The organism is Nocardia sp. NPDC058244, assembly GCF_042882065.1.
Taxonomy (GTDB): Bacteria; Actinomycetota; Actinomycetes; order Mycobacteriales; family Mycobacteriaceae; genus Nocardia.
In genome coordinates this window covers 25,538-44,025 of the sequence record NZ_JBHVWX010000003.1, presented here as the reverse complement: position 1 = coordinate 44,025, position 18,488 = coordinate 25,538, and the positions used below count along the sequence as shown (strand labels likewise).

Below are 18,488 nucleotides of genomic sequence, written 5' to 3'. Positions count from 1 at the left end.
CGCCACGGCGGGGCCTGACCGACCGGCCGCCCCGCCGTGGGGCTCTGTCGTGGCCGGTCGCCGTCGTCTCGTGGCCGTTCGGCCAGGAAGCAGCACCGTCATGACCCCTTTTCCCACCCTGACAACTCCGAGCGGCGCGGTCGGCGCCGGCGCACCCGCCTGGAATCGGCAGCGGCACTCGGCCATGCCCTCGCACCGCTATCGCGATGTCCATCGGCGCGTGGAAGTACTGGCCGGACACCGGGAGTGGCCGAATGCCCGGATCACCACCGCCCCGCTGTGGGTGCCCGTCGACCTGCGCGACGGCAATCAGGCGCTGGCCGAACCGATGGACCCCGACCGCAAACGCCGGTTCTTCGAACTGCTGATCGCCATGGGGTACAAGGAGATCGAGGTCGGGTATCCGTCCGCCTCGCAGACCGACTTCGATTTCGTCCGCCTGCTGGCGCGCACTCCGATCGCGCCACCGGACGTGACGGTCGTCGTGTTCACCCCGGCCCGGCGCGATCTGATCGAGCGGACCGTCGAGTCGGTACGCGGCCTCGCCAACGAGGTGGTGATCCACCTGTACACGGCCACCGCGCCGGTCTGGCGGGAGGTGGTGCTCGGCAAGTCTCGCGAGCAGGTGCGGGCGCTGATCCTGGCCGGGGCCCGCGATGTGCTCGCCACGGCGGGTGATCTGCCGAACGTGCGCTTCCAGTTCTCGCCGGAAGTGTTCACCCTGACCGAACCGGACTTCGCGCTGGAGATCTGCGACGCGGTGAGCGAGCTGTGGCAGGCCTGCCCGCAGCGGCCGGTGACGCTGAATCTGCCCGCGACGGTGGAGGTCGCGACGCCGAACGTCTACGCCGACCAGATCGAGTACATGCACCGGAACCTGGCCCGGCGCGCCGGGGTGATCCTGTCGGTACACCCGCACAACGACCGGGGCACCGGCATCGCCTGCGCCGAACTGGCGTTGCTGGCCGGCGCGCAGCGGGTGGAGGGCTGTGTCTTCGGCAACGGTGAGCGGACCGGCAATGTCGACATCGCGACGCTGGCGCTCAACCTGCACGCCCAGGGCGTCGACCCGATGATCGACTTCTCCGACATCGACGAGATCCGTCGCACGGTCGAGTACTGCACCCGGCTGCCCGTGCACGAACGGCATCCCTATGTCGGCGATCTCGTGCACACCGCCTTCTCGGGCACTCATCAGGACGCGATCCGCAAGGGGCTGGCGCATCATCGCGCGGCGGCGGCGTCGGCCGGGCTCGCCGAGCGCGAATCACCGTGGCAGGTACCGTATCTGCCGATCGACCCCGCCGACATCGGTCGCTCCTACGACGCGGTGATCCGGGTGAACTCGCAGTCCGGCAAGGGCGGCATCGCCTACCTGCTGCAGACCGGGTACGGCTTGGACCTGCCCCGTCGTCTGCAGATCGACCTGGCCCGGCGGGTGCAGCGGTACACCGACGGGACCGGCGCCGAGGTCACCGCGAAGGACCTGTTCACGTTGTTCGAGCAGGCCTACACGGTCACCGATCCGCGGATCGTACTGGCGCGGTGGCAGATCACCGACGCGACCACCGAGATCGTCCTCGCCGTTGACGGTCGCGAGGTGCGCTCGGTGTGGGACGGCATCGGACCGGTCGACGCGGTCGTCGCGGCACTCGCCGCCGTCGGCCATCCGATCGAGATCCTGGGCCTGACCCAGCATTCCGTGGACGACGGCGCCGCCGTCAGCTACCTGGAGTACCGGGCCGGGCGCACCGCCTGGGCCTTCGGGCGCGGCACCTCGGTGCTCACGGCGTCTCTGGCGGCGGTGCTGAACGCGGTGAACGCGACGATCTAGCCGACGGTCTCGTGGGCGGCCCCGGGGCCGTCCCACGAGAGACCGGTCAGCACCAGCCGGTGAGGTACATCAGGCCGAGGCTGGCGATGCCGAGGATCAGGCCGAGCGCGCCGCCGAGGACCAGTGGCCGCACCCCCGCGCTGCGCAGTCGCTCGACACTCAACGAGGTGCCGATCGCGGCCAGGACCGCGGCGATGAGCCAGCCGCTGGTGGTGGCCAGCGGGGCGGTGACCGCGCCGGGCAGGATGCCCAGCCCGGCGATGATCGAGGCGGCCAGGAACAACACGACGAACAGCGGGAACGCCTGACGCAGCGAGCCCGCGGGGACACCGGTCTCCGCGGCGAGGCGACGGCGGCCGACATGCAGGCCGATACACAGCGGGACGATCGCCAGGCTGCGCACCAGCTTCACGATCACCGCGAAATGCGCGGCACCGGCGCCGAAGATGACACCGGCGGCCAGCACCGAGGAGGTGTCGTTGATCGCGGTGCCCACCCACAGCCCGAACGCCTCCTGCGAGAGTCCGAGCGCACGGCCGAGCGGCGGATACACCAGGACCGCGGCGACATTGAAGACGAAGATGGTGCCGAGCGCGTAGGCGACGCGCTGCTTGTCCGGCCGCAGGACCGCGGTGGCGGCGGCGATCGCGGACGCGCCGCAGATCGTGGTGCCCACCGCCACCAATGTCGCCGACTCCCGGTCGACCGCCAGCATCCGGCCGACGAAGAACGCCGCCACCGCGCCGACGAGCAGCGTGCCGAGCAGGACGACGGCGGTCTCCTTGCCCACGCTCATCACCGAGCCCAGCGGCAGGCCGAGCCCGAGCAGCACGATCGCCGCGCCGAGCAGCCGCTGCCGGGCGACGTCGAGGCCCGGACCGAACGTCGCACCCGTCGCGTCCCGGCGACGCAGCACCATTCCGGCGACGGCGCCCGCGGCCAGCGCCAGCACGGGCGCGCCGATCATCGGCAGAGCCTTGCCGATCGGCATGGCCACGGTGGCCAGGAGCGCGGCGAGGGCCAGGCCGGGAGCGAAGGTGCGTACTCGGTTCACTCCTTCACCTTCGCCGCGCCGCAGACTTCCAGGTAGAGGCCGGTTTCCTGGGTGCCCATAAGACTGACTTATGGGCAGGTGTGGTTTCCTGGAAGAGTGCGGACACGAACCCGGCTCGCGCTGACCGCCGCAATCGCAGTGATGCTGTGGGGCGAGTGGGCGAACTGGCGCGCCTCCCGCCGGCGCGTCGGCTCGGCGGGCCCAGGGGCCGAGGCGGTCGTGGTGCTCGGCTATCGGGACGCGGGTCCGCGGGCCAACGCGATGAACCGGTGGCGGGTGCGCGCGGGCCTGCGCTCGATCGACCCGTCGGCCACCGAATCCCGGCTGGTCCTGTGTGGCGGCGCGTGTGCCGGACCGGTCTCCGAGGCGGCGCTGATGGCCGACTACGCCACGGGGGAGCGGGGCTATCACGGCGACCTCGTGCTCGAGGAGTCGAGCCGATCCACCTGGGAGAACATCGCTTTCGCGATTCCGTTCCTGAAGGACGCCGACCGGATCAAGATCGTCTCCCTGCCCACGCACGCCGCGACCGGGCGCGACTATCTCTGGGAGCAGAGCCCGGAACTGGCCGTGCGGCTGGTGCGGAGCGGGGAGTACCGCTTCGGTGAATGGATGCCGCTGAAACCGGTGGTCGCGCTCTACGGGGTGATCCGGAATCTGCGCGGCCGATACCGGGCCGAACACGACGACGAGAGTGCCTGATGCGGCGCGCCTGCGCGCGTCGCCCATAATCGGCGCATGACCCTGCCACCCGGAACCCCCGACCTGGAGGTCCTCGACCTCCTCGTGTCGGTGGCCGAGCTGGGCAGTCTGGGCGCGGCCGCCCGCCGCCACGGCATCAGCCAGCCCGCCGCCAGCATGCGGATCCGCGCCCTGGAACGGCGGATGCGGGTCAAGCTGCTCGACCGCGGGCCCACCGGCTCCGCGCTGACCGACGCGGGCCACGCCGTGGTCGAGCACGCGCGGATCGTGCTCGCCGCGGTGCGCGATCTCGTCGACGATGTCGACCGGCTGCGCGCCGCAGCCGCGCCACGGCTGCGCATCGCGGCCTCGAAAACGATTGCCGACCACCGTATTCCGCACTGGCTGGCCGCGCTGCGCACCGACCATCCCGAGGTGCTGATCTCGCTGGAGGTGGAGAACTCGACCCAGGTCGCCGCGCTCGTGCGCGACGGCGTCGCCGATCTGGGCTTCGTCGAGGGCCCGCATCCGCCCGCCGGGCTCGGCAGCCGCGTGCTCGGCACCGACGACCTGGTCGTCGTGGTCGCGCCCGACCACCCCTGGGCGCGCCGGACCACCCCGGTCGCGCTCGCCGAACTCGCCGGCACCGCCCTGCTGTGGCGCGAACCCGGCTCGGGCACCCGCGACACCGTCTGGGACCTGCTCAGCACCGCCGCGACCCCCGCGGGACCGGCCGCCGAACTCGGCTCGGCCGCGGCCATCGTTGCGGCGGCCCGCACCGGCATGGCCCCCGCCGTCCTGAGCCGCCTGATCGCCGCGCCCGATCTGGCGACCGGCGCGCTGGTGGCGGTGCCGTGTGCCGACGCCGCCCGGCTGACCCGCAAATTCCGGGCCATCTGGCGCCGCACCACCCCGCCCTCGGGGCCCGGCGAACTGCTCGTCGACCGGGCCGCGCAACTCGAGATCGCCCGCTCGCCGGTGGTGGGACTCCCGATCCAGGGTGCATCGCCGCAGGTAGAGGGCGTGGAGCCGCAGCGCTAACTGGCGTAACTATCCGGTAATTGCCCGAAACGTCCGCCGTAACGCGGCGTTCGGAGCATGTGCCGCATGACAGCCACTCCCTTTTCCTCGGCCCGGCCCCGGCCCCCCGATCCGGGCGCGGGCCGCCGCAGCGCACCGGCCCGTCGCATCCGTGACGTCCTGCGCGCCCGCATCCGCAGCGGCGTCTACGGCACCCGGCCGCTGCCCGCCGAGGCCCAGCTCGCCGCCGACTTCGCCACCAGCCGCAATATCGTCCGCGACGCGCTCACCCTGCTCCGCGACGAAGGCCTGATCGACCGGGTGCCGGGCGCGGGCACGTTCGTCGTCGCCGAGAAGGCGGTGCAGGGCCTGGACCGCCTGCGCGGCCTGGCCGAGACCTTCGAGACCCGCAGCGACCGGGTGGTGAACCGGGTCCTGCTCGCCGAAGTCGTGCCCGCCACGCCGCTGGTCGCCGAACGGCTCGAACTGGAGGCGGGCGACCCGGTCGTCGCGCTGGAACGGGTGCGCTACCTCGACGGCGCCCCGCTGTCGCTGGACGCCAGCTATCTGACCGCCGACGTCGGCATCCCACTGCTCGACAAGGACCTCACCGGCTGTGACGTGTTCGGCCTGCTCGAAGCCGGACTCGGGCTGCCGCTGGGCTCGGCCGCGGTCGCGATCGAGGCGGTCGCCGCCGATCCGACCGTCGCCGGGCTGCTGGAAGTCCGGGCGGGCTCCCCGCTGCTGTTCCTGGAGCGGCTCACCTCCACCGATTCCGGCAGGCCCGTCGATCTCGAATACATCCGCTATCGCGGTGACCGGTTCTCCCTGTCCGGGCGGCTGGACCGCGTCCCGGTGACCCCGCGACGCACCGTCACCCGCGATTCCCACGAAAGGGGTTGATCCTCATGCAGATCCCATCGCTCACCGACCGGCGCGAGCTCGTCTGCGACGTTCTGATCGTCGGCGGCGGCACCGCGGGAACGATGGCCGCGCTCACCGCGGCCCGGCACGGCGCGAACGTGCTGCTGCTGGAGAAGGCGCACGTGCGGCACTCCGGCGCGCTCGCCATGGGCATGGACGGCGTGAACAACGCCGTGGTGCCCGGCAAGGCCAGCCCGGAGGACTACGTCGCCGACATCACCGTCGCCAACGACGGCATCGTCAACCAGCGCACCGTCTACGAGACGGCCACGCGCGGTTTCGAGATGGTGCAGCGCCTCGAGGGGTACGGCGTCAAGTTCGAGAAGGACGAACACGGCGAATACGCGGTGCGCAAGGTGCACCGATCCGGCTCGTACGTGTTGCCGATGCCCGAGGGCCGGGACGTGAAGAAGGTGCTCTACCGCACCCTGCGGGCCCGCGATGTGCGCGCCAAGGTGACGATCTCCAACCGGGTGATGCCGGTACGAGTGCTCACCGTCGACGGGCGCGCGGTCGGCGCGGTCGGATTCGACACGCGCACCGGGGAATTCGTCACCATCTCGGCGGGCGCGGTGATCCTCGCCGCGGGCGCGTGCGGCCGCCTCGGGCTGCCCGCCTCGGGCTACCTCTACGGCACCTACGAGAACCCCACCAACGCCGGGGACGGCTACGCGATGGCCTACCACGCGGGCGCCGAACTGTCGGGCATCGAATGCTTCCAGATCAACCCACTCATCAAGGACTACAACGGACCCGCGTGCGCCTACGTCGCGAACCCGTTCGGCGGCTACCAGGTCAACTCCGAGGGCAATCGGTTCGTCGACTGCGACTACTGGTCCGGGCAGATGATGGCCGAGGTCAAACGCGAACTCGACAGCGCGCGCGGGCCCATCTACCTCAAGCTGAGCCATCTGCCCGACGCCACGATCCGCGAGATCGAAGGCATCCTGCACACCACCGAGCGGCCCACCCGCGGCACCTTCCACGAGGGCCGCGGCACCGACTACCGCACCGGCGACATCGAGATGCACATCTCCGAGATCGGTTTGTGCAGTGGGCATTCGGCGTCGGGAGTCTGGGTCGACGAGCACGCCGCGACGACCGTCCCCGGCCTGTACGCCGCCGGTGACATGGCGCTGGTGCCGCACAACTACATGATCGGCGCCTTCGTCTACGGCGACATCGCCGGCGAGCACGCGAGCGCCTTCGCCCGCGGCGCGACGCATCCGGAACTGCCCGCCGACCAGATCGAGGCCGCCCACGACCTCATCTACCGCCCGCTGGGCAATCCCGACGGCCCGCCGCAGCCGCAGGTGGAATACAAGCTGCGCCGCTTCGTCAACGACTACCTGCAACCGCCGAAAGCGCAGTCCTACCTCGCGCTCGGTGTCGCCGCCTTCGAGCGGATGAACGCCGAGATCGCCGCCATGGGCGGGCAGACGCCGCACGAACTGATGCGCTGTGCCGAGGTGAGCTTCATCCGCGACTGCGCCGAGATGGCGGCCCGGGCCTCCCTGCGCCGGACCGAAAGCCGGTGGGGGCTCTACCACCAGCGCGCCGACTGGCCCGCCCGCGACGACGCGGAATGGTTCTGCCACCTCAATCTCTATCGCGGCGCGAGCGGGTCGATGGAGTTCCGCACCCGCCCGGTCGCCCCGTACATCGTGCCGGTCCCCGGTTTCGTCCGGCCCGACGGCGTCGCCGATGTCGCCGCGCCCGACCTCGTCGGCGCGTGGGGTGCCCGATGAGCGCGCGCCTGCTGACCCTGCTCGACCTGGCCGACGAGTGCCCGGAACTCGACGACCTCACCCCGTACCTCGCCGACCCCGATCCCGAGGTCCGGCGCACCGCCCTGTCGGTGCTCAGCGAGACCACCGAGGACTGGGCCGCGGCGGCGCCGATCATCGCCGGCGCCCTTGCCGATGCCGACGTCGATGTCCGGCACACCGCGATCGGGCTGCTCACCGAACTGCTCGAGGTGCTGGTCCCCGGACCGGAATTCGATGCGGCCCTGCGGGACTGCGTCGCCGCGCCGGAACCGGCGGTGCGCTCGGCCGCGATCGAGGCGCTGTGGCGGCACCGCAGGGCGAGCGCCGGGGACCTGCTCGGGTGGCTGGCCGACCCCAACGCGACGGTGCGGCGCACCGTCGTCGGCGGACTCACCTCGGTCGACGCCATCGACGAACTCGCCACCGCGGCGGCCGACGAGGACCAGAACGTCCGGATCGGTGTCGCGAAAGGGCTTGCCGCCGTCGGTGACCCGCGCGGTGCCGTCACCCTGCTGACCCTGGCCGGCGACCCGGAACCACTGGTCCGGGCCGCCGCGCTGGCGAGCCTGGCCGGCACCGGGTGCGACGACCAGGCCGCCGCCGTCGCCACCGCGGCGATGACGGATCCGGCCTGGCAGGTTCGGCAGGGCGCGGCGGTCGCCCTGGCCGCGGCCGACCCCGAACTCGCGGCGGCGCCACTGCTGTCGGCCGTCTCCGACCCCAACCTCGATGTCCGTAAGGCGGCGGTGCGCGCACTGGCCGAACGGATCGCCGAACGCCGTGACATCACCACGGCGTTGCAGCGGGCACTCGACGACCCGGACGCCGACGTCCGCGCCTTCGCCCGCATCGGTATCGCCAACTCTGGAAAGGAACTCTGATGGCCCTGGTCAATGCCCGTCTCGATGTCCCCGTCTCGGTCGACGAGGCCACCTGTATCGACGGCTGCACGCTGTGCGTCGACATGTGCCCGCTCGATTCCCTCGCCATCCACCCGGAATCGGGCAAGGCCTACATGCACGTCGACGAGTGCTGGTACTGCGGGCCGTGCGCCGCGCGCTGCCCGGTCGGCGCCGTCACCGTCAACATCCCGTTCCTGTTGCGCTAGAAGAAGAACGGATCGACCCCATGAGCTCTGCCTGCTTACGCCTGACCGCGCTGCTGCTCGGCGCCGCCGCGGTCGCCACCCTGGCCACCGGCTGCGGCGCCGGTGACGACGGCAAGACCGTCACCGTCAACATCGGCTACCAGTCCAAGACCATCAACACCGTCACCGCGGGCACCCTGCTCCGCGACCGCGGCACCTTCGAGGCCGAACTCGCGGCACTGGGCAAGACCACCGGCCTGACCTACCGGGTGGAGTGGAAGGACTTCGCCGCGGGTCCGCCGCTGACCGCGCAGATGCTGGCCGGACAGGTCGACATCGGCTCGATGGGCGACGCGCCGATCCTGGTGAACGGCTCCAAGACCCGTGATCACGCGGATGTGAAGTCGGAGCTGATCGCGGTCACCGGCTACAACCTGCGCGGTTCGCTGAATCAGATCGTCGTCCCGCTCGATTCGCCCGCGGCCACCCTGGCCGATCTGCGCGGGCAGATCGTGTCGACCAGTGTCGGTTCGGCCGCGCACGGCATGCTGGCGACCGGGCTGTCGGCGGCGGGGATGACCCTCGACGACGTGAAACTGCTCGGCCAGGACCCCGCCGTCGGCGCCTCGGCGCTACAGGGAGATCAGGTCGCCGCGCTGGCCCAATTCGTGCCGTGGCCACAGAAACTCGTGCACGACGGCAAGGCCCGGCTGCTCTACGACGGCGGCAGCGCGGGCATCCCGACCTTCCACGCGGTCGTGGCCAACGAGCGGTTCGGGACCCAGTACCCCGACGTCGTCAGCGCGTTCCTCACCGCCCAGCGCAAGACCACCGACTACCTCAACCAGCAGCCGCTCGAGGCCGCGCAGCGGGTCGCCGAGATCACCGGTCTGCCCGCCGAAGTCGTCTACCTCTACAACGGTCCGAACGGCCTGGTGAGTTTCGATCCGACGATCAAGCCACGGCAGGTCGACGCGCTCGGCACCCTGCTGCCGTTCCTGAAGAGCCTGGGCGCGCTGTCCGACCTGAACCTCGGCGAGTTCGTCGACGACCGGTACGTGCGGGCGGTCTACGGCGCCGGTTACGAGACCGCACGGGACTCGGTGGCCGCGCCGTCGCCACTGACCGGCACCGACAGCGTGTGCGGGGGAGCGGTCGACGGACTCGCGACCGCCTCGGAAGCCTGGTTCGCCGATCCGTCGACGACGTCGGTCGCCCGGACCCCGACCTGCCTGCTGCGACAGATCGCGACCACGGGCGGCACCGTACGCGCCGCCTACGTTCCCGACCACGGCACCGGGACCAGGCTGTTCGCCGCGACCGCGACCTGGGTCAGCGATCCCGGCGCCGGACCCGACGATCGGTTGCTGCCGTTCGCGATTCGCGCCGACGCGCAGCAGTACGCCGCCGCGCATCCGGGCGCCACGGTCATCGATTACCAGGCAGCACTGAAGTCCCGCTAGTTCCGTCACGTGAGACCAGGAGGCTCACCATGACCGTTTCCGCAGAACCCCTCGCCGCTCCGGTCGCGGCACCCGATCCGGCCGCGCCCCGCGCGGAGTCACCCACCCGCTTCACGGTTCCGCGCCGGGCGCGCAGGACCGTCCTGACCGCCGTCCCATTGCTGGCGCTGCTGCTCGCGTGGCATCTGCTCACCACCTATCAGGTGGTGCTGTGGCTGCGCTTCGACAAGATCCCCACGCCCGCCGCGGTCTTCGAGTCGTTCCGCACCCAGCTGGGCGCGGCGAGCTACTACCGCGACATCGTCTCCAGCACCCGGCGCATCCTGGTCGGCTTCGGCCTGGCGACGGTGTCCGGTGTCCTGATCGGGATGGCGGTCGGTCGCTCGGCCGTCGTCAGCGCCCTGATCCGGCCGGTGCTCGAGGTCTTCCGCCCGATCCCCGCGATCGCGCTGGTGCCGCTGGCGATCCTGCTGTTCCCGACCGGCGAGCAGGGCATCGTGTTCATCACCTTCTTCGCCGCCTTCTTCCCGGTGGCGGTGAGCACCATCCACGCCATGCACGCGCTGCCCCGGGTGTGGGAGGAGGCGGCGCACACCCTCGGCGCGCGCCGGCGCGACATCCTCTTCCAGATCGCGCTGCCCGGCGCGCTACCCGGCATCTTCTCCGGCCTGTCCGTCGCGATGGGCGTGGCCTGGATCTGCGTGATCAGCGCCGAGATGATCTCGGGGCAGTTCGGGATCGGCTATTTCACCTGGCAGTCCTACGGCCTGCTGGACTATCCCGGCGTGATCGTCGGCATGCTCACCATCGGGCTGCTCGGCTGGTTCACCGCCTGGCTGGTGGAACTGGCGGGGCGCCGGGTGAACCGGTGGCTGCCGAGGGCACAGCGATGAGCGCCGGCGCCGCGGTGCGGCTGGCCGGTCTGCGCATCGCCTACGGTGCGAGCCTCGCGGCCGAAGTGGATCTCGACATCGAGGCCGGACAGATCGTCGTCCTGCTCGGTCCCTCGGGCTGCGGCAAATCCACGGTGCTGCGCGCGCTGGCCGGTCTGCTGCCACCGGTCGGCGGCACGGTCTCGGTCGACGGCGGGCCCGCGGCACAGCACTGCTCGATGGTGTTCCAGGAGGACGCGCTGCTGCCGTGGCGCACCGCCCGGCGCAATGTCGAATTCGCGCTGAAGCTGCGCGGCGTCGCGCGCCGGGACCGCCGCGGCGAAGCGCAGGAACTGCTGAACCTGGTGGGGCTCACCGACTTCGGTGATCATCTGCCCGGCGCGCTGTCGGGCGGGATGCGCCAGCGGGTGCAATTGGCGCGGACGCTGGCGGCGCGACCGCGGGTGCTGCTGATGGACGAACCGTTCGGCGCGCTGGACGCGCAGACTCGCGCCGACATGCAGCGCCTGCTCATCTCGGTGTGGCAGCAACGGCGGACCACGGTCCTGTTCGTCACCCACGACGTCGACGAGGCGCTGCTGCTGGCCGACCGCATCGTGCTGCTCACCCCGCGCCCGGCCCGCATCCAGCGGGTGATCGAGATCGACGCGCCCCGCGCGCCGGGCGCCCGATTCGAGCCCGAATTCGCCCGTCTGCGTTATGAGATCCTCGCCGCGCTCGGCGAGCCGAACGAGAAGGAACTACAGCCATGAGCTTCGTCGTCGGAGCCGCCTGCGTGGACGTGCTCGACCGCGCCTGCGTGGAGGAATGCCCGGTCGACTGCATCTACACCGGTGACCGGATGGCCTACATCCATCCCACCGAGTGCGTGGACTGCGGTGCGTGCGAGCCGGTCTGCCCGGTCGAGGCGATCTCGCTCGCCGAGGACGTCCCGGCGGGACAGGAGGGCTTCGTCGCGGCGAATGCCGCCTTCTTCGACCTGCCGCTACCCGGACGCGACGCCGCGCTCGGATCGCCGGGCAGCGCCGCCGCGGTGGGTGATCTCGGCGTGGACACGCCCTTCGTCGCGGAGTACCGGAAGTGACGGCCGCGCGTCATCCACTGCGCGTGGCGATCATCGGGGCGGGACCGGCCGGTATCTACGCCGCCGACGCATTGATGAAGTCCGATGCCGATGTCAGCATCGACCTCTACGAGCGCATGCCCGCGCCCTTCGGCCTGATCCGCTACGGCGTCGCGCCCGACCACCCGCGCATCAAGGGCATCATCACCGCCCTGCACAAGGTCCTCGACAAGGACCAGGTGCGCCTGCTCGGCAACATCGACTACGGCACCGACATCACCCTCGACGACCTGCGCCAGTTCTACGACGCGGTCATCTTCTCCACCGGCGCCAACGCCGACCGTGCCCTGCCGATCCCCGGTATCGACCTCGACGGCTCCTACGGTGCCGCGGACTTCGTGTCCTGGTACGACGGGCACCCCGACGTGCCGCGTTCGTGGCCGCTGGAGGCGGAGAAGGTCGCCGTGCTCGGTGTCGGCAACGTCGCCCTCGACGTGGCTCGTGTGCTGGCCAAGACCGGTGACGAGCTGCTGCCGACGGAGATCCCGCCGAACGTGTACAAGGGTTTGAAGGCCAACAAGGCCGTCGAGGTCCACGTCTTCGGCCGTCGTGGTCCCGCCCAGGCCAAGTTCACCCCGCTCGAGCTGCGCGAGCTCGACCACTCGCCGACGATCGAGGTCATCGTCGACCCGGAGGACATCGACTACGACGAGGGCTCCGAGGCCGCGCGCCGTAATTCCAAGCAGGTCGACATGGTCGCCAACACGCTCGAGCAGTGGGCGATCCGCGATCAGGGCAACCGCCCGCACAAGCTGTTCCTGCACTTCTTCGAGTCCCCGGCCGAGGTCATCGGTGAGGACGGCAAGGTCGTCGGTCTCAAGACCGAGCGCACCCAGCTCGACGGCACCGGCAACGTCAAGGGCACCGGCGAGTTCAAGCAGTGGGACGTGCAGGCCATCTACCGCGCCGTCGGCTACCGCTCCGGCGAGGTGGCCGACATCCCGTTCGACGAGGACACCGGCACCGTCCCCCACACGGCGGGCCGGGTGCTCGCCGACGGGGGACCGCTGCCCGGTGTGTACGTGACCGGCTGGATCAAGCGCGGCCCGGTCGGCCTCATCGGCCACACCAAGGGCGATGCCAACGAGACCGTCGCCTGCCTGCTCGACGACCGGCCCGGCCTGGCTCGACCCGCCCGTCCCGATCCCGGCGCCGTTCTCGAATTCCTCACCGGCGCGGGCATTCCGTTCACCACCTGGACCGGCTGGTACCGCCTCGACGCGCACGAACGCGCGCTGGGTGTGCCCGAGGGCCGGGAGCGGGTCAAAGTCGTCGAACGCGCGGAGATGCTGCGCGCCAGCCTCGGCCGATGAAGGGCACACCCATGCGCTTGCTCCATTCTCCGACCGCGGGACCGGGCACCACCGCCCTCACCGCCCCGGACTCCCCGACGACGGTGTACTGCGTCGTCTCCGGGAAGGGCGGCGTCGGAAAGTCCAGTGTCACCGTGAATCTGGCGGTCGCCCTCGCCCGGCGCGGCCTGCGCGTCGGCCTCATGGACGCGGATGTGCACGGGCACTCCATCCCCGCCATGCTCGGCATCACCACCGGACCGACGCTGGTGGAGCGAAGGATGGTGCCACCCACCGTCTTCGGTATCCGGGTGCTCTCGGTCGGGATGTTCGCCGAGGACAACGCGCCGATCGTGTGGCGGGGCCCGATGCTGCATCACGCGCTGCGGCAGTTGGTGCACGACGTCGACTGGGGCGAGCTCGACGTCCTGCTGATCGATATGCCGCCCGGCACCGGTGACATCGCCATCTCCCTCGCCCAGCTGCTGCCCGCCGCGCAACTCCTGGTCGTCACCACGCCCCAGCGCACGGCGGCCCGGATCGCCGAGCGGGCGGGGGCCGTCGCCGCCAAGACCGGGCAGCGGGTCGCGGGCATCATCGAGAACATGTCCTGGTACGACACCCCCGACGGCACCAGGCACACCCTGTTCGGCGCGGGCGGGGCCACCGCCGTCAGCCGGGCGCTGAGCGGGCTCCTCGACACCTACTGTCCCGTGCTCGGCCGGATCCCGTTCGATCCCGGCGTGTGCGCGGCGGGTGACGACGGCGCCCCGTTCACCCACACGGCCCCGGAGTCCGCGGCCGCCCGCGCGGTCGCCGAGATCGCCGCGACCCTGGCCGCCACCCGCTCGCTCCACTCCGGCTGACCGCGGGCCGAGACCCCGATGAACCGCTCGGTACAGCGAAATGGTGCGTAAGCGACACGGACGGCTCTAGTCTGTATCCGCTACACACTGTGGAGGTTGGATCAATGACGGTCGAGATCGTGACCGAGCCGGCGCCGGAGGACCTGTGGACCGGATCGGGCCGGGCCGCCGGTGCGCCGCCGACGTCGATGATCGAGCGGATGACGCTGATCCTCGACGCGTTCGACGCGACCACCCCCACGCTCACGCTGCTCGGCCTCGCCGAGCGCACCGGACTACCGCGCTCCACGGTGCACCGCATCCTCGACCAGATGATCCGGCTGCGCTGGCTCGCGCACACTCCCGGCGGCTACCGCCTCGGGCTGCGCGTGCTGGAACTGGGTGGGCTGGCCGCCGAGCACAACGAGCTGCGCGAGGTCGTCGGCCCGCTGCTCTACGACCTGAGCCAGCGCACCGGCCTGATCGGGCATCTCGCCGTGCTCGACGGGCGCGAGGTGCTGTTCCTGGACCGGGCAGGCGGTCGCAGCCAGGTCGCCATCCCCACCCGCGTCGGCGGGCGGTTGCCCGCGCACTGTACGGCGGTCGGCAAGGCGCTGCTGGCCACGCTCGAACCGGGCATCGCGGAGGCCTCGCTGCGCGGGGTCACCACGCCGCGCACCGCCAGGACCATCATCGATCGCGCGGAACTGCACCGGGAACTGGCCCGGATCCGCAATCGGCAGGGCGTGGCCGTCGACTCCGAGGAATCGCTGCCCGGCGTCGGCTGCGTCGCGGTGCCGATCCGCGGCCGCGGTGTCGCGCTGGCCGCGATCTCGTTGTCGGGCACGGTGCAGGGCGACCGCAGCGCCCTCGACACCGCGCGGCTCGCCCGCGCGCTGGCCGAGGTGGCCAAGGAAGCGGCGCGTGCCCTGGGTCCCCGGCACGGCCGCCCCCTCTGACCGAATCTCAGCCCCGCGCCATCGCGCGGCCCGCCGCGCGGCCGGAGAAGATGCACCCGCCGAGGAACGTCCCCTCGAGCGCGTTGTAGCCGTGCACGCCGCCACCGCCGAAACCGGCGACCTCACCGGCGGCGAACAGCCCGGGAAACACCTCGCCGTCCGGACGCAGCACCCGGGAATCCAGATCGGTCTGCAAGCCGCCCAGCGTCTTGCGGGTCAGGATGTTGAGCCGCACCGCGATGAGCGGGCCGTGCGCCGGATCGAGAATCCGGTGCGGCTTGACCACGCGCCCCGCCTTGTCGCCGAAGTACTTGCGCGCGTTGTTGATCGCGGACACCTGCGCGTCCTTGGTGTACGGATTGGTGACCTCGCGGTCCCTGGCGACGATCTGGCGCTCCAGCACGGCCGCGTCCAGCTTCGGTCCGCGGGCGATCGCGTTCATCCCGTCGACGAGCTCGGTCAGCGAGTTCGCGACCACGAAGTCCACGCCGTGCTGCTTGAACGCCTCCACCGGTCCCGGCGCGCCCTTGGCGACCCGGCTGCGCAGGGTGAGCTTGAGGTCCTTGCCGGTGATGTCGGGATTCTGCTCCGAGCCCGAGAGCGCGAACTCCTTCTCGATGATCGTCTGATCGAGCACGAACCAGGAGTAGTCGTGGCCGGTCGCCAGGATCCGGCGCATGGTCTCGTTGGTGTCGAAACCGGGGAAACACGGTGCGGGCATGCGGATTCCGTCGGCGTCGAACCACATCGACGACGGGCCGGGAATGATCCGGATCGCGTGATCGGGCCAGACCGGGTCCCAGTTGTTGATGCCCTCGGTGTAGTGCCACATCCGATCCCGGTTCACCAGCGCGGCGCCCGCCTGCTCGGAGATGCCGAGCATCCGGCCGTCGACATAGGCCGGCACCCCGGAGATCAGCGTCTCCGGGCACGGGCCGAGCCGATCGGTGGGCCAGTTGCGGCGGATCAGCTCGTGCGCGTGCCCGATGCCGCCCGAACTCACCAGCACCGCCGGCGCGTGGAAGGTGAACTCGCCCACCGTGTCCCGGTTCGAGGCCACTCCGCGCTCGGTGTCGCTCGGGGCCAGCACGCTGCCCGTGATCCCGGTGACGGCGCCGTCGGCGACGATCAGCTCGTCGACCCGGTGCCGGAACGCGAAGCGCACCAGGCCGCGGGCCTCGCCGGCGAGCACGGGCTCGAGGAAGACCCGCAGCACCTCGGGGCCGGTGCCCCAGGTGAGATGGAACCGGGGGACCGAGTTGCCGTGCCCGTCGGCCAGCCCGCCGCCCCGCTCGGCCCAGCCGACCAGCGGGGTGACCCGAAGGCCCAAGGCGTGCAGGTAATCCCGCTTCTCGTCGGTGGCGAACCGGACGTAGGCCTGCGCCCACTGCCGCGCCATCCGGTCCTCGTCCTCGCGGTCGAAACCGGCCGAGCCGAGCCAATCCTGCAGCGCCAGTTCATAGGAATCCTTGATACCGAGCCTGCGCTGCTCGGGGCTGTCGACGAAGAACAACCCGCCCAGCGACCAGAACGCCTGGCCACCGAGGTTGGCGCGGTTCTCCTGCTCGACGACCAGGACCTTGCGGCCTGCCAGGACCAGCTCGTGCGTGGCGACCAGGCCGGCGAGGCCTGCGCCGACGACGATCGCGTCGGGGGTGAAGTCGTCGGTGGGCTCTGACACTGTGCTCGACATCCACGGAACGTAGCATTGGTGCGTCGGTGGCCGGGGGCAAGTCTTGGAAAATGCCCTGACCAGCGGCGTTTCGTTCGAGAGAGGTCTGGGAATCCATGAAAGTCCGAACCCGTACCGGTGCCGCGCTGCTGGTGTTCACGGTGCTCGCCGGTCTCGGCGCCACCTCCTGCTCGCGGTCGGAGCGGTGGTGCGAGCGTGACCAGGGCGATGTCCTCGTCGAGAACTCCTACTGCGAGCGCGGCGTCCCCGGCTACGAATGGGAGCCCGACCACGACAAGCCCAAGAAGAAGAAAAAGCCGAAGAAGCACTGATTCGCCTGCGGCCTTGTGCCGCAGGATGATCCGAGACCCGACCGTGGCGCAAGAGATGCCGACTTCGGATCGAGTCGATGCAGGTCAGCGGGTATCCCACCCCTGAGCGCACCGAATACCGTTGTGGTGGACGGTGATCGCTCATCTCTATTTCTCACAACGGCGTGAGTGGGTGGGTGCCATGACCAATCGGAAGGTAATTCGTAACGTCGCACGACGGACAGCCCGAGTGCTGTCGGTGTTGCTACTGGCCGCGGGGATCGGGACAGCGATGTCACCGGGACTGACGGCGTTCGCGCAGAGTTGCGCCACGCTCGATGTCGTAGTCGCCCGTGGCACACAGGAACCCGGCTATCTCGGCGCCGTGGTCGGCGATCCGCTCTACGCGGTGCTGAGTGCGCAGCTACCGGTCGACACCACCGCCCACCGGGTCGAATACCCCGCGGATCTGCTGGTGCCCTCCTCGGTCAGCGACGGCACCCGGGCGATGACGACGCATGTGCTCGCCCAGGCCGCGGCCTGCCCCGATCAGCGGTTCGTGCTCGTCGGTTACTCGCAGGGCGCGGCGGTCGCGCACGGTGTGCTCGGTTCGCCGGCGATGATGATCCTGCCCGGGATGTGGGTGCTGCCCGCGGAGGTGTCCTCGCGGGTGGTGGCGGTGCTGCTGTTCGGTGACCCGCTGCGGCTCGTCGGCGGCACTGTCGCGCCGTTGTACGCCGATCGCACCGCGAACTATTGCACCGCGGGCGATCCCGTGTGCGCGGGCGGGGTGTTCCCCACGGCGCACGGCGCCTACAGCTGGGCCTTCGCGAACGCCACCGGTCAGGTGAACGCGCGGCTGTGAGGCCCGCTGCCCGTCGTCGTCAGGCGACGGGCAGTACCCCGGCCAGGACAGCGCCGATCTGCGCCACCGCGCGGTCGACGCTGCCGGTCGGCTGGAACAGATGACTCAGCGTCAGCCGGACCATGATCTCGACGAACGAGGTCAGCTCGTCGTCGGAGAGTTCGTCGAGCCGGTAGGACTGGCGCACGGTCCCGGTGAGCGTGGCGACCGCGCGGCCGAGGACCGGCTCCGGGTCGCTCATCAGCGCGGGCAGCAGGGCGGTGTCACCGTCGGTCCGCGCCGCGAGCACGGCCTTGATCAGGGTGTTGTCCCCGGCGTTGCGCAGCGCGTAGTCCGCGGCGGCGGTCATGCCCGCGATGGGGTCGGTCGGATGGTCGGCCAGTGTCTCGGCGATGCCGGCCAGATAGACGCCCAGTTCGCGCTCGATCAGCGCGTCGGCCAGCGCCTGCTTGGTGCCGATCTCCTTGTACAGGACCGGCCTGCTGATGCCGACCTCCTTGGCCACGCGCGACATGTTGACCGCGCCCCACCCTTCGGTGACGACCATCGTGCGGGCGGCATCGAGCATGCGGTCACGCAACAGCAGACGCATCTCGGCGTGGAAGTTCGGCGATTCGGCCACTCGATCATCGTACATGTGCTATCGAATCTGCTCGTTCATTGACAAACACTCCAACAGTGTATTCACTGAGAACA

At 70.7% G+C, this 18,488-nt stretch carries 17 protein-coding genes and 1 pseudogene; 15 read left to right on the top strand and 3 right to left on the bottom strand.

Going from position 1 to position 18,488, the window contains the following annotated elements; genetic code table 11:
* Positions 1 to 184: 184 nt before the first annotated feature.
* Entirely contained in the window at positions 185 to 1,834 is a 1,650-nt protein-coding gene (locus tag ACFVW6_RS09910; protein WP_378827035.1) for a 2-isopropylmalate synthase, read from the top strand.
* Between the two features lie 46 nt (positions 1,835 to 1,880).
* Here the strand turns inward: ACFVW6_RS09910 and ACFVW6_RS09905 are convergent, their stop codons facing one another.
* The gene (locus ACFVW6_RS09905; RefSeq protein WP_378826515.1) at positions 1,881 to 2,888 is read right to left on the bottom strand and encodes a YeiH family protein; all 1,008 of its coding nucleotides are present in this window, start codon (positions 2,886 to 2,888) and stop codon (positions 1,881 to 1,883) included.
* 96 nt (positions 2,889 to 2,984) lie between these two features.
* On the opposite strand from ACFVW6_RS09905, the gene ACFVW6_RS09900 reads away from it, so the two are divergent.
* The 12 genes and pseudogenes from ACFVW6_RS09900 (at position 2,985) to ACFVW6_RS09845 (ending at position 14,944) form a co-directional block, all read left to right on the top strand.
* The gene (locus tag ACFVW6_RS09900; RefSeq protein ID WP_378826513.1) at positions 2,985 to 3,590 is read left to right on the top strand and encodes a YdcF family protein; all 606 of its coding nucleotides are present in this window, start codon (positions 2,985 to 2,987) and stop codon (positions 3,588 to 3,590) included.
* 36 nt (positions 3,591 to 3,626) lie between these two features.
* Positions 3,627 to 4,610 carry a LysR family transcriptional regulator gene (locus ACFVW6_RS09895; protein ID WP_378826510.1) on the top strand — a complete coding sequence of 328 codons (984 nt, stop codon included), beginning with the start codon at positions 3,627 to 3,629 and terminating at the stop codon, positions 4,608 to 4,610.
* 66 nt (positions 4,611 to 4,676) lie between these two features.
* On the top strand, positions 4,677 to 5,492 hold the full coding sequence (locus tag ACFVW6_RS09890) for a GntR family transcriptional regulator (RefSeq protein ID WP_378826508.1): 816 nt from the start codon (positions 4,677 to 4,679) through the stop codon (positions 5,490 to 5,492).
* 5 nt (positions 5,493 to 5,497) lie between these two features.
* Positions 5,498 to 8,163: pseudogene (locus tag ACFVW6_RS09885) on the top strand (fumarate reductase/succinate dehydrogenase flavoprotein subunit).
* Positions 8,163 to 8,390, top strand: coding sequence for a ferredoxin family protein (locus ACFVW6_RS09880; protein ID WP_355282102.1), 228 nt, complete (start codon positions 8,163 to 8,165; stop codon positions 8,388 to 8,390). The pseudogene ACFVW6_RS09885 and the gene ACFVW6_RS09880 overlap by 1 nt, the downstream one beginning before the upstream one ends.
* A 20-nt stretch (positions 8,391 to 8,410) precedes the next feature.
* Entirely contained in the window at positions 8,411 to 9,832 is a 1,422-nt protein-coding gene (locus tag ACFVW6_RS09875) for an ABC transporter substrate-binding protein (protein WP_378826505.1), read from the top strand.
* 29 nt (positions 9,833 to 9,861) lie between these two features.
* Positions 9,862 to 10,725 (top strand): ABC transporter permease, encoded by an 864-nt coding sequence (locus ACFVW6_RS09870; protein WP_378826503.1) that lies wholly within the window; start codon positions 9,862 to 9,864, stop codon positions 10,723 to 10,725.
* The gene (locus ACFVW6_RS09865; protein WP_378826501.1) at positions 10,722 to 11,477 is read left to right on the top strand and encodes an ABC transporter ATP-binding protein; all 756 of its coding nucleotides are present in this window, start codon (positions 10,722 to 10,724) and stop codon (positions 11,475 to 11,477) included. Before ACFVW6_RS09870 ends, ACFVW6_RS09865 begins: the two co-directional genes overlap by 4 nt.
* The gene (gene fdxA, locus ACFVW6_RS09860; RefSeq protein WP_355282112.1) at positions 11,474 to 11,809 is read left to right on the top strand and encodes a ferredoxin; all 336 of its coding nucleotides are present in this window, start codon (positions 11,474 to 11,476) and stop codon (positions 11,807 to 11,809) included. Before ACFVW6_RS09865 ends, fdxA begins: the two co-directional genes overlap by 4 nt.
* Positions 11,806 to 13,161 carry an FAD-dependent oxidoreductase gene (locus ACFVW6_RS09855; protein WP_378826499.1) on the top strand — a complete coding sequence of 452 codons (1,356 nt, stop codon included), beginning with the start codon at positions 11,806 to 11,808 and terminating at the stop codon, positions 13,159 to 13,161. Before fdxA ends, ACFVW6_RS09855 begins: the two co-directional genes overlap by 4 nt.
* Positions 13,158 to 14,006, top strand: a complete 849-nt coding sequence (locus tag ACFVW6_RS09850) for an Mrp/NBP35 family ATP-binding protein (protein WP_378826497.1) — start codon at positions 13,158 to 13,160, stop codon at positions 14,004 to 14,006. Before ACFVW6_RS09855 ends, ACFVW6_RS09850 begins: the two co-directional genes overlap by 4 nt.
* Before the next feature lie 104 nt (positions 14,007 to 14,110).
* A complete protein-coding gene (locus ACFVW6_RS09845; protein ID WP_355284814.1) occupies positions 14,111 to 14,944 on the top strand; it encodes an IclR family transcriptional regulator in 834 nt (277 codons plus the stop codon).
* 7 nt (positions 14,945 to 14,951) lie between these two features.
* Here the strand turns inward: ACFVW6_RS09845 and ACFVW6_RS09840 are convergent, their stop codons facing one another.
* A complete protein-coding gene (locus ACFVW6_RS09840; protein ID WP_357349752.1) occupies positions 14,952 to 16,637 on the bottom strand; it encodes an FAD-binding dehydrogenase in 1,686 nt (561 codons plus the stop codon).
* Between the two features lie 95 nt (positions 16,638 to 16,732).
* Between ACFVW6_RS09840 and ACFVW6_RS09835 the strand changes: the two genes are divergently transcribed.
* Both ACFVW6_RS09835 and ACFVW6_RS09830 read left to right on the top strand, forming a co-directional pair.
* Positions 16,733 to 16,948, top strand: a complete 216-nt coding sequence (locus tag ACFVW6_RS09835) for a hypothetical protein (RefSeq protein WP_218716198.1) — start codon at positions 16,733 to 16,735, stop codon at positions 16,946 to 16,948.
* 271 nt (positions 16,949 to 17,219) lie between these two features.
* Positions 17,220 to 17,792 (top strand): cutinase family protein, encoded by a 573-nt coding sequence (locus tag ACFVW6_RS09830; protein WP_378826493.1) that lies wholly within the window; start codon positions 17,220 to 17,222, stop codon positions 17,790 to 17,792.
* Between the two features lie 19 nt (positions 17,793 to 17,811).
* Here the strand turns inward: ACFVW6_RS09830 and ACFVW6_RS09825 are convergent, their stop codons facing one another.
* Positions 17,812 to 18,414 (bottom strand): TetR family transcriptional regulator, encoded by a 603-nt coding sequence (locus tag ACFVW6_RS09825; protein ID WP_378826490.1) that lies wholly within the window; start codon positions 18,412 to 18,414, stop codon positions 17,812 to 17,814.
* Positions 18,415 to 18,488: the final 74 nt, after the last annotated feature.